Annotated in this window: 11 protein-coding genes; 4 read left to right on the forward strand and 7 right to left on the reverse strand. The window is 42.8% G+C overall.

Features of this window, described 5'->3' with window-relative positions:
* Positions 1–326: hypothetical protein (locus BCV39_RS23290; protein WP_206748276.1), on the forward strand; the 326-nt coding region annotated here is incomplete at its 5' end.
* A 52-nt stretch (positions 327–378) separates the two neighbouring features.
* Here the strand turns inward: BCV39_RS23290 and efp are convergent.
* Positions 379–945: an elongation factor P gene (gene efp / locus BCV39_RS16275; RefSeq protein ID WP_048661402.1), complete on the reverse strand. Its 567-nt coding sequence runs from the start codon at positions 943–945 to the stop codon at positions 379–381.
* Between the two features lie 33 nt (positions 946–978).
* On the opposite strand from efp, the gene epmB reads away from it, so the two are divergent.
* Both epmB and BCV39_RS16285 read left to right on the forward strand, forming a co-directional pair.
* A complete protein-coding gene (gene epmB / locus BCV39_RS16280; protein ID WP_102431596.1) occupies positions 979–2001 on the forward strand; it encodes an EF-P beta-lysylation protein EpmB in 1023 nt (340 codons plus the stop codon).
* A gap of 195 nt (positions 2002–2196) precedes the next feature.
* A complete protein-coding gene (locus BCV39_RS16285; RefSeq protein WP_055320086.1) occupies positions 2197–2685 on the forward strand; it encodes an MgtC/SapB family protein in 489 nt (162 codons plus the stop codon).
* Between the two features lie 93 nt (positions 2686–2778).
* On the opposite strand, the gene BCV39_RS16290 is transcribed toward BCV39_RS16285, so the two are convergent.
* The 6 genes from BCV39_RS16290 to BCV39_RS16315 all read right to left on the reverse strand — a co-directional run bounded on the left by BCV39_RS16290 (position 2779) and on the right by BCV39_RS16315 (position 10640).
* Entirely contained in the window at positions 2779–4257 is a 1479-nt protein-coding gene (locus BCV39_RS16290; protein ID WP_102431595.1) for a diguanylate cyclase, read from the reverse strand.
* 256 nt (positions 4258–4513) lie between these two features.
* Entirely contained in the window at positions 4514–5071 is a 558-nt protein-coding gene (locus BCV39_RS16295) for a hypothetical protein (RefSeq protein ID WP_017068001.1), read from the reverse strand.
* 571 nt (positions 5072–5642) lie between these two features.
* Positions 5643–6707 (reverse strand): acyltransferase, encoded by a 1065-nt coding sequence (locus tag BCV39_RS16300; RefSeq protein WP_157933144.1) that lies wholly within the window; start codon positions 6705–6707, stop codon positions 5643–5645.
* Positions 6708–7350: 643 nt separating this feature from the next.
* Positions 7351–8997 (reverse strand): chaperonin GroEL, encoded by a 1647-nt coding sequence (groL, locus tag BCV39_RS16305; RefSeq protein ID WP_048607778.1) that lies wholly within the window; start codon positions 8995–8997, stop codon positions 7351–7353.
* A 51-nt stretch (positions 8998–9048) separates the two neighbouring features.
* Complete coding sequence (locus BCV39_RS16310) at positions 9049–9339, reverse strand: co-chaperone GroES (RefSeq protein ID WP_004741353.1); 291 nt, start codon at positions 9337–9339, stop codon at positions 9049–9051.
* Between the two features lie 182 nt (positions 9340–9521).
* Positions 9522–10640, reverse strand: coding sequence for a Wzz/FepE/Etk N-terminal domain-containing protein (locus BCV39_RS16315; RefSeq protein ID WP_102431593.1), 1119 nt, complete (start codon positions 10638–10640; stop codon positions 9522–9524).
* A gap of 156 nt (positions 10641–10796) precedes the next feature.
* Here BCV39_RS16315 and BCV39_RS16320 point away from each other — a divergent pair, with 156 nt between their 5' ends.
* The gene (locus tag BCV39_RS16320) at positions 10797–12134 is read left to right on the forward strand and encodes an MATE family efflux transporter (RefSeq protein WP_102431592.1); all 1338 of its coding nucleotides are present in this window, start codon (positions 10797–10799) and stop codon (positions 12132–12134) included.
* Positions 12135–12172 lie beyond the last annotated feature (38 nt).

The following is a 12172-nucleotide window of genomic DNA, read 5'->3' on the forward strand; positions in this document are numbered from 1 at the left end:
TTCGTATCTCGCATCTCGTTTACGCGCATCTGCCCTTCAAGCTCTTCGTATCGCGCATCTCGCTTACTCTCATCTGCCCTTCAAGCTCTTCGTATCTCACATCTCGTTTACTCGAACCTGCCCTTCCCGCTCTTCGTATCCCGCATCCCGCTTACTCGAATCTGCCCTTCCCGCTCTTCGTATCGCGCATCTCGCTTACTCTCATCTGCCCTTCAAGCTCTTCGTATCTCGCATCCCGTTTACGCGCATCTGCCCTTCAAGCTCTTCGTATCTCGCATCTCGTTTACGCGCATCTGCTTTTTAAATACAAAAAAGGTCGCTCATAAGCGACCTTTCTTATTTCACTGAGCCATCTTAAACAAGATGGACACAATCAAATTATTTTACACGACCAACGTATTCGCCAGTACGAGTATCAACTTTAACAACTTCACCGATAGCGATGAATAGAGGTACGCGAACAACCGCGCCAGTTGCTAGAGTTGCAGGCTTACCGCCAGTACCTTGTGTGTCGCCTTTAAGGCCAGGATCGGTTTCTGTTACTGCGATCTCAACAAAGTTTGGTGGAGTTACTGTGATAGGGTTATCATTCCACAACGTTAGAGTACAAACGTCATTTTCAACTAACCATTTTGCAGAGTCAGCAACTGCTTTTACGTCTGCTGCGATTTGCTCAAATGTTTCGTTGTTCATGAAGTGGTAGAATTCGCCATCGTTGTATAGGTAACCTAGTTCAACGTCAACAACATCTGCAAGCTCAAAGCTTTCGCCTGATTTGAATGTTTTCTCTAACACTTTGCCTGACAGCAGTTTACGAAGTTTTACACGGTTAAACGCTTGGCCTTTACCTGGCTTAACGTATTCATTGTCGATAATTGAGCAAGGCTCGTTATCTAACATGAATTTTAAACCGCCTTTGAATTCATTGGTGCTTACTGACGCCATGATTTTCTCTTCCACATCTTTGAGTTAATTTCAATGCCGCATATCATAACCCGAAAAGTCGAATCTGTTGAGCAAAACTGGCTCAAACAACTATCGAATGCGATCTCTGACCCGACAAAACTGCTTGAGGCATTGGAAATAGACCCAACACCGTGGCAAGCAGGCTTCGCTGCTCGTGAGCTATTTGCACTTCGGGTACCTCTTAGCTTTGTCGAACGAATGGAAAAAGGCAACCCACACGATCCTTTGCTAAGACAGGTTTTACCGCTAAGTGAAGAGTTTGAGGTGCACCAAGGCTATTCCGCCGATCCACTGGAAGAGCAAGAGAACGCAATCCCGGGCTTACTGCACAAATATAAAAATCGTGCACTGATGATAGTGAAAGGTGGCTGTGCGATTAACTGCCGCTACTGCTTCCGTCGTCACTTCCCTTATCAAGATAACAAGGGCTCAAAGTCTGTTTGGCAAACCAGCCTCGACTATGTGACGGCTCACCCAGAGATCAACGAGGTTATCTTGTCGGGTGGCGATCCACTGATGGCCAAAGACAGCGAACTAGAGTGGCTTATCAATGCTATCGAACAGATCCCACATGTAAAAGCCGTTCGAATTCATAGCCGATTACCGGTTGTGATTCCCGCTCGAGTAACGGATGAACTGTGCCAATTGCTAGCTCAAACTCATCTCAATGTGGTCATGGTCAGCCATATTAACCATGCCAATGAAATCAACTTGGAGCTCAAGCAAGCCTTCCATAAGCTTAAGCTAACTGGTGCGACTCTGCTCAACCAAGGCGTGATGCTTAAAGGCGTAAATAACAGCGCTAACTCATTGAAAGATTTGAGCGAAAAACTATTCGATGCCGGTGTTTTACCTTACTATATGCATGTGCTTGATAAGGTTCAGGGCGCTGCTCATTTCTATATTTCAGATGAAGAAGCCAAGCATCACTTTAAGGGATTAATCTCTGAGGTTTCTGGCTACCTAGTACCTAAATTAACCCGAGAGATTGGCGGACGCAGCAGCAAGACACCACTCGACCTACACATTGAATAACTCTATCTCGAGCAATGGTCGCTTCTTGAGTATCAAGAAGCGACAAAAGAAAAACTCCCCTAGCTTCACCTTAACAACATCGGCTGCTAGACTTTAAGTCATCTTTATCAATCGTTAAGACAAAAAGTTTTTGTTCGATCGTCCGGTCTATTATTAGCATACTCGGCTCTATTCTAAATTTTTAGGAGGGGTGATATGACACAATTTATAGAACAAACTCTCAACCTTGCCCCCTTTAGCTGGGCAGGTCTTGCAGTATGCATGCTGTGTGGTTCGTTAATCGGCATCGAGCGACAAACACGCGGTAAACCGGTAGGGATCAGGACATCGATTCTGATCATCAGCGGCACCTACTTCTTCCTCACCATGGCGATTAGCCTTTCCCCTAATACGCTCGATCAAGCTCGTGTGCTTGGGCAGATAATTACTGGGGTGGGTTTCCTTGGCGCAGGGGTAATGATGACACTGGATGGCAAGATTCATGGAGTCACGTCAGCCGCGATTATCTGGGTGCTCGCTGCATTAGGTATGATGATCGCACTTGGCCACCTTTCTCAATCAGTCATTATCACGCTAATGGCGCTAGTGATTCTGCTTGGTGTCGACAAGGTGGAAAATAGCTTCCAGAGCCTGCGTCGTGGTGTTCACCAAAAGTGGATGAGAAAAGGTCGCGCGAAAAAGTAACCTCTCTTCTTGAATGAGATTTACTAGACACAATTCCTTAGACAAAAAAGAAGCCTAGTCAAACGACTAGGCTTTAAGCTATTACGAAAGCGCTTAATACACCTGAATACACACCTGGTTCTTGCCCGCAGCCTTTGCCTTATAGAGCTGTTCGTCGCAAGCGCGAATACTCTGGTTTTCCCACAAGTGCCCAACACTGTCGAATTTGTACAAGGAGTAGAGCGTCGCACCACCAGAGACAGAGATATTTATCTTGTCACCCGTTGGGCATCGATAACTCTGTAGGCTAATGTCGTTTTTGATTCGCTCAAAGATCGATGAAAGCAACTCTGATGATTCACCCGTAATCGCAACAACAAACTCTTCACCACCAAATCGAGCCACGATATCTTGCTGTCTAACGCTGTTCAGCATCAACTGAGCAACATGACAAATCACCTCGTCCCCCACTTTATGACCATATTGATCATTAACGACTTTGAGATCATCGATATCAAACACGCCAACACCAATAATCGGCTCTTCATCTTGCGCCAGTAATCGAGTTTCAAAGCCACGTCGATTCAGCAAGCCCGTTAATGGGTCGCGCATTGCTAGGGCATTTAAACGCTGGTGCTCTTGTCTTGTATAGAAACGCCATAGCCATAAAACCGAGAGCAGATACAAAACCAACAGTATCGAAAGCTGAATCTTCTCCATCTCCAATACATGTAGAAAGTGCTCGCTCTTATCTTCTTCAATACTCAGATATAGCTGAGTGTTTATGTCATCAACATACAGAGGCTTGGAATAGGTAAAGTCCATAAAGCCGTATTTGTTTGCGCCTCGCGTACTTGTGACTTTATAGCCATGGGTAGGGTTTGATACTAGGTTAGAGACATAGCCATCGACACCCAATACCCCTTTAAACTCACCATTAACGTAGATCCCTTTGGTTAAGGTCACCACTTTTTGACCTGTCAGATAATCATCGTATTGGCCGGTATACACCACTCGGTCTTTGCCTTGCGATAGGCCAAAGCGAACCGTATTGATCCAATATGGTCGGCTATTTACGACAGAGTCGAACGTATCACCTTTCATATATTGGGCAATATCAGAGGGGGAAGAGATAATAAACTTCTCTTTCGAGATGAAGTAGATCGCTGAGATGGTATCAATGGTATTGGCGAAATAGGCCATGGTAGGCGCAATAAACAAACGCTTACCCGCTTCGGTATAAAGGTCCGATTTCGGGTTACACATCTCGCGAGGGCCAGAGAACATAAAATCAAAACGAGGGGCATGTTGCTCCTCACTAGTGAAGTAGCACGTCTCACCTTCAATCTTTTTGTCATGCGAGAATACGTAGGTATCCCCATGCAGTGGATAAAGCGCAGTGATGTTGTACTCAAGCGCATTTATGATCTGTGTGAGCTCCGCTAAAGAGCGTGTCACGCCTTGGTTTTCGATTCCATACTGTTTATCTGATTCTTCCGCTGAATCAACGAGCAACAAGCTCAAAACTACTAAAAAACTGGCGGTCAGACTTAAAAAAGCCTTTTTAAAATCGATGGTATGGTGGTTAATCAAAGCATATAAATCATCATTGGGAATTTATCGCACATTGTACTTATAAGTAAAAATACTGCAATAGGAAATATAAAACAATATGCTTATCAGGTGGTTTGAGAAGTTTATCTTGGTTGTGGAATTGAATGTAATAACGCCTAAACAAGGGTTTAGGCGTTGATAGGCTTCGCTTTTAAACGCTAATGCGCTAAATAAAAGCTAATACGCCAACTAAACATCGCTCGCCAATAGTAGAACCAGAGGCTAAACGACCGCTTTATTTAGCGAAGTTTACAATCGGGAAGCACGGGAAGAAACCGTTATCAGCACAGTTGATCAGGCCAACTTGTACACCTTCGATTTTGTTGGTTTTGTTGAAGATACCAACCTGAACCGTCGACACTTCTGAAAGGTTCGCAGCGCCAACATCAACCATAGTGTTACCTTCTGAGTAGTTGACGAAACTCACGTTCGCGCCTTTTACATCATTGGTAATGTTCACTGCACCAAGGTTAACACCCGTTGTTTTACCAGTGTTCCAGTTGAAGAAACCTAGAGATGCGCCGGTCATTTCTTGGTTCACTTTTGATGCACCGAAGATACCCAGGTTCACACCTGTTGTTGTTTGCGTCTCAGACATACCAACAACCGCAAGATCAACACCTTTAAGGTCGTTTACTTGTCCGTGAAGCAGAGCTAAACGTACACCGCCAACCGCATCTGAATCAGGTGCGTTGAAGCCGTTGATCGTTGAAAACATAACAGGCGAAGAAGCGAATGCCGCTGGTGCCATTACTGCTGCCGACACAGCAAGTACTGAAAGTAGTTTTTTCATTGGGGAGTCTCCACTGACTTATTGTTGACTTGATTAATCCATTTTCAATCAAGCATTTATTATCCTTTATTCAACAGCTATCCATGTTAGATCAATGTCATAACTGTACTGTTGAATATAAGACGGTAAATCAAAAAGAGCAATGGAAAAACAGATACGGGATACGAGTAAACGAGATTCGAAAAGCAAAGAGCAGAGATAAGAGCAGATGCGGGATACGGGTGACGAGATGCGAATGCGAGGTGCGAATGCGAGGTGCGAATGCGAATGCGAATGCGAATGCGAATGCGAATGCGAGGTGCTGATAAATGAGTTTCGAAGAGATAAGAATAGAGAAAGAGAATAATCGCCTTCTTTTTTCATTGTTCTAGCTATTTAATTAAGGCGCTTAATATATGAAGTGACTCTAATGTAAACCGATGGTTTTTTCGAATCAAAGTCACTAACATTTCAAGCAAACTAGAAAAGAGCTACTAGAGAAAATTTATAAAAAAACCCATCTAAATACATACTCTGAGATGGGTTTTCGATTTTTTATATAGATATAGCCTCGTTCATGAACGACTGCATTTTAACCACTAATCTCAATCTTTTTTTCTTTAAAGACGCTAAATACACAGCTTACTTTTTTACAGCGTGAAACTAAACGCCCTTCAATATACCTATAACTCAAGTATGAAAGAAGCAAGGTCAATACTGTATAAGTAAAAAACAATATTAGATCATTGTTATGGTAGTCTTTAATATCAAAAATATAACTGCAAATTGGAACAGATATTGCTGCATGGATTAAATATGTAGAGTAGGAATAATCACCTAACTTCTTAAGCGGAAAAAAAGCATAGCTATTAAACACTTTCTCGTTACACATGAGAAGCGCCATAACCAATAAAACAATAGCAGTTATTTTATATGGTTGAGCACCACCATAGATAAAGAAACCACAAGAGAAAGATAACAAAAGCAATGAGATAAGATTATTAGTCTTGAATAACCCTTTGGTATACCCTAGCCCAATAACAATCCCCCAAGCAAACTCTCCAATGTACTTTGACTCAAAGAAGAAACTAAAGCTGTCGAATGGCCATAATTGACGAGGAAACAACAACAAAAGAACGACAGGCATAAACCAATACTTCTTAAAAATTAGTATACTAGACATGCATATTATGTAGAATGACACTTCAAATAACAAAGTCCAACCAACTGTTAAATATGGATAAGCTCCTAGAGAGGGGGATGGGTTTTCATGGTGTATGAACAGTAATGACTTTATCAGCGATGACACAGTCCATTCTGAAGTTATAGCATCTGGTATAAAAAATGAAAGAATAACCATTACTAATGTATAGAACCAGTAGGGTGGAACCACTCGTAATAACCTATTTATTATAAACTTTTTCGCATTTAGCATTCGCTGTGCGCTTAGAAATATAATAAAACCACTGATAACAAAGAATATATCAACTCCAAGCTTTCCATAATGCATAAGGAAATAGCCTACACTTTCTCCAAATATACTTTTCGACATATCCCAAGAAAAAAACACTTGACTATAGTGATGATAAACAACAAGCCAAGCTGCTACCCCCCTTAAGATCTGAAGTGATAATATTTGTTGGTTTTTCTTATCCAAAGCCGATCCCCCTGACACATTACTATGGGAAGTAAAAAGGTTAATCATACCCTAAACTAAGAAGCTGTAAATGAAATCTATACTTCGTTTTGCCCCTCATCTTTTCCTGATCGATAAATACTTGAAAAACAAACACGACTCTCGCCCTTTGAATTTACAATAACAATTCCTTCTTCTTACCTTCAAGTAACACCTAGAAATCAAAACTAGCAACCGCACCAGCCATGATAAACATCAATTGACCTGTCGATGATTATTTATGGGTACTAAGGCTTAATACCGCCGGTGATACTCCTTTTTTATTCCAAATAATCAACACCTTCCAACAGATGTTTTGTGCTTCTTCCCAACAGACAACGCTTGGTTGCTACTATTACCCCTCCCAACACAATCCAGCCTTGTAATAAACTGTAGCCCCTTTGCCTTTGCTCTTAACTCTTAACTCTTAACTCTTTTATATGAACACCTTGTCACATACTTTAAAGACAAAACATAACTCCGGAAACCTTTTAAAATAAAAAGAATAGAGTTGCCATTAAAAAAGGGATGCCAGAATCTTCAAACCGGCATCCCTCAACGTCTACATTCGCGCCCACGTGAAATTAAGTCATTGTTTATTAATAACTTAATTATCTTTAGTGGTTTACATCATACCGCCCATGCCACCCATACCGCCCATGCCGCCCATATCAGGCATTGCAGGAGCTGAATCTTGAGGCTTGTCTGTCACCATCGCTTCTGTTGTGATCATAAGACCAGCAACTGATGCTGCGAACTGAAGTGCAGAACGAGTCACCTTAGTTGGATCTAGGATACCCATAGCAATCATGTCGCCGTATTCACCCGTAGCCGCGTTGTAACCGTAGTTACCTTCGCCAGCACGAACGTTGTTAGCAACCACTGATTCTTCATCACCCGCGTTCTTAGTGATTTGACGAATAGGTGCTTCCATTGCACGTAGTGCAACACGGATACCTACGTTTTGCTCTTCGTTGTCACCTTCAAGGTTAGCAACTTTAGATGCAGCGCGGATAAGTGCAACACCACCACCAGCAACCACACCTTCTTCAACTGCAGCGCGAGTTGCGTGAAGTGCATCTTCTACGCGGTCTTTCTTCTCTTTCATCTCAACTTCAGTCGCAGCGCCAACTTTGATTACTGCAACACCGCCAGCTAGTTTCGCTACGCGCTCTTGAAGCTTCTCTTTGTCGTAATCTGACGTTGCATCTTCGATTTGTTGACGGATTTGAGAAACGCGACCTTGGATCATCACTTCATCACCCGCGCCATCAATGATGGTTGAGTTTTCTTTAGTGATAGTAATACGCTTAGCTTGACCTAGGTCTTCTAGCGTTACTTTCTCAAGGTCTAGACCGATCTCTTCAGAGATAACCGTGCCGCCCGTTAGGATAGCGATGTCTTGAAGCATAGACTTACGACGGTCACCGAAACCAGGTGCTTTAACAGCAGCCACTTTAACGATGCCACGCATGTTGTTCACAACGAGAGTTGCAAGCGCTTCGCCTTCTACATCTTCAGCGATGATAAGAAGTGGACGAGATGCCTTAGCAACGGCTTCTAGAGTCGGAAGAAGTTCACGGATGTTCGAAACTTTCTTGTCGATAAGCAGAATGAATGGGCTTTCTAGATCAACAGAACCCGCTTCTTGGTTATTGATGAAGTAAGGAGATAGGTAACCGCGATCGAACTGCATACCTTCAACTACGTCTAGCTCGTCTTGTAGAGCCTGGCCTTCTTCAACTGTGATTACGCCATCACGGCCTACTTTTTCCATCGCTTCAGCAATGATGTTACCTACTGTCGAATCCGAGTTCGCAGAGATAGTACCTACTTGAGCGATAGCTTTAGTATCAGAACATGGAACAGAAAGGCCTTTAAGCTCTTCAACTGCTGCGATAACCGCTTTGTCGATGCCGCGCTTAAGATCCATTGGGTTCATGCCAGCAGCAACGGCTTTTAGGCCTTCAGTGATGATTGCTTGTGCAAGAACTGTCGCCGTTGTTGTACCGTCGCCCGCTGCGTCATTCGCTTGCGAAGCCACTTCTTTCACCATTTGTGCGCCCATGTTTTGGAACTTGTCTTCAAGTTCGATTTCACGTGCAACAGAAACACCATCTTTAGTGATCGTTGGTGCGCCAAATGATTTGTCTAGAACAACGTTACGGCCTTTAGGACCTAGCGTTACTTTTACCGCGTCAGCCAGAACGTTTACACCTTCTAGCATTTTAATACGTGCGTCGTTACCAAATTTAACGTCTTTAGCAGCCATCTTTATTTCCTTTAAATTCTTTATTCAGTCAGTTCAGTTTTATGGGTCGGATTACTCAACGATCGCCATGATGTCGTTTTCAGACATGATCAGAACTTCTTTGCCGTCGATTTTTTCAGATTTAGTGCCGTAGCCTTCAGCGAAGATAACAGTGTCGCCAACTTTAACGTCCAATGGTTGTACTGAACCGTTTTCTAGAATGCGGCCTTTGCCAACAGCTAGAATTACACCGCGAGTTGATTTTTCAGCGGCAGAACCAGTTAGAACGATGCCACCAGCAGATTTAGATTCAACTTCTTGGCGCTCAACGATAACTCGGTCGTGTAGAGGACGGATATTCATCGGTCAGATCTCCTGATAATTTCCATTTAATTTGATAGTTGCCACGATTGGCATGGGGTTAAAGAGTATGTTGGGGCGATGTGGAAGAACCCAAGGGGGGAGGTGGACTTTTTGTGAGGAAACTCAAACAACAAGGAGTGAGAAAAGAAAAATGGCCAGTGATAACACTAGCCATTAGAAACTTAGTCTTCTTTTCTAAACACAAAACGTATTAGAACGATCGCAACCCCAAACATACCACCTAACAATGTTCCAAATATAACTATCAAAGCACGTTTAGGTTTATCACGAGTTATCGGTTTTTCAACATTATCTAAGTAACGGAACGTTTGAAACTCAGCATTTCGATCAATTTCAAGATTCTTCAACATATCCAGTTTTGCATTTATTTGTTGAAGACGAGGCTCAATAACACTTAAATTTTTAACTGACTCTAGGGCTTTAACTTTTGCATCTAAGCCCTTAGCACCTAAATCGATGCTAAATAATTCACTCTCATTGCCTGTTTGAATTGGTCTATCGACTCCTGCAGACTTGGCAATTTGGGCTGCATATTTTGTTCGCTCAGTTTCAACTAACAACTTAGTACTTGCCTGGCTTTCTAAAATTCTTTTTTGTTGGATCAGCTCATTATGCTTGCTATTCACTATAGCGCGTAAGTTATTAAATGCATCTTCACGAGCTTTTAACTCTGTAGTCAAAATGTAAGCTGTTAACAAGTCGAAACTACTTTCCTTAGTCGTTGTTTGAAAACTAATAGTATATGGTGAATTAAGATCCTTTTTATCGACTTTAGAAGCGGAAATACTATCAAACCATTTTGCATATAAGATTCTAACCTCATCCGGTGTCATATCAGAACTGTCAACAAGCATAGAGTTTTTAAACTCTTGAAACGCAGCACTATTACCTAAGAAATCTCTCTTATTATCCGCTGAGTTAAAGGTATTCATAAAGCGCTGAAACAATACCTTAGGATCAACCAAACCATCCAGTTCTCTACTGACAAGGACGGTGCCATCTTCTTGATAGATATCGAAAATAGGTTGAAACTGCTTCACTTGTTGTTGATATGCAGCTAGGTTTTGGGGTTGACCCTTGGTGATCTTTGCATTGGAAGACCACAACTCTTGAGCTAACAAAGCAAAACCAATACTACTAGCAGTAAATAAAGCAGTAACCAATATGACCATTAACTTGCCGTCCCACAAGGCCTTAAAAAGCTCTAACAAATCAATCTTATCGCCCGTTGTATCCAACGATGGGTCTTGCAGGGAGTGTGGCTGTGTATGCTGCTTCACTATAAATCTCTCAAAACATCTGAATTAATAACGGCAGAATGCTATCACACCGTATGCTGTTAGTATTGTGTGATTTGTAAACTTTATGAAAGCGATCTTCAGACTACTCACAATTCACTGTATCCTAGCCATATTCTAGTTCAATCGGCGTTTTACATGCAAGATAAGCACGGGCTATTAACTGCTCCTATTGAGAGTACATTGCGTACCATGACCATACCGACCATATTCGGTATGGTGGCGATCTTGATGTTTAACTTAGTCGATACCTTCTTTATCTCATTACTGGGTACCCAAGCCCTTGCTGCGGTGAGCTTCACCTTCCCTGTCACCTTTGCCATCAACTGCATCACCATGGGGATTGGCATCGGCCTTTCGACGTGTATTGGAAGGTTACTTGGCCAAGGTTGCGCACAAAATGCCGCTCGCTTTACTTGCCACGGTTTACTGCTTGCGGTGTTGCTTGTTGGCTTTGCATCAACACTGGGCTTAGTAACACTAGAGCCTATGTTTACTCTGTTGGGGGCAGAACCTGAGTTACTGCCACTGATATCCGAATACATGTCAGTCTGGTATTTAGCGATACCGCTACTTGTTATTCCAATGGCAGGTAATAGCGCAATACGAGCCAGTGGTGATACCAAAACACCGGCCAAGATCATGATGCTGGCAGGCCTGATTAACGGCATTCTCGATCCTCTATTAATCTTTGGTTACGGCCCTTTCCCAGAGCTAGGAATTCAAGGCGCAGCCATTGCTAGCGGATTCAGTTGGTTTGGTGCTTTATGTGGCTCACTGTATGTATTAACCATACGAGAAAAGCTACTTGCTCCGCCTAAGCTAAAAAACATCATCGATGACTGGAAACAGATCTTAACCATTGGCACACCCGCCGCGCTTTCCAATGCCCTTAACCCACTTGCTGGCGCCATTATCATGATGATGTTAGCCAAACAAGGGACAGAAGCTGTAGCGGCTTATGGCGCTGCCCAGCGTATTGAATCGATTCTTATCATTGTGTTGATGTCTCTGACTTCGGCTCTTACGCCTTTCATGGCGCAAAACTTTGGCGCTAATAATCCACAACGTAGTTTCAAAGCTCTGTTCTTAAGCATGCGCTTCGCCGTGATGTTCCAAGGTTTGATTTTCTTAATGATGGTGCCATTGAGCATCCCTTTGGCCGCCCTGTTCTCTCAAGAAGAATCTGTACGAGGCATCCTGTGGCATTACCTGTTAGTTGTCCCGTTTAGCTATGGCTTCCAAGGAATTATCATGATGCTGATTAGTGCAATGAATGCCATGCATCAACCTCTCAAAGCCTTTCAATGGAGCTTCATGCGCCTGTTTGTATTTACCTTGCCGTTCGCTTGGGTAGGTAGCCAAATCGATGACGTCGAAGGACTGTTTATTGGCCTAGCTTTAGGAAACATAATGGGTGGTATTTCAGGGTATTGTTTTGCGCTTCAAGTAGAGAAAGATTCGAGATGCGAGTGACCGAGATGCGAAAAGATGTAAGAGCTTAAGAGCAGATA

It is taken from the genome of Vibrio sp. 10N.286.55.E10, assembly GCF_002872555.1.
Classification (GTDB): Bacteria; Pseudomonadota; Gammaproteobacteria; order Enterobacterales; family Vibrionaceae; genus Vibrio; species Vibrio crassostreae.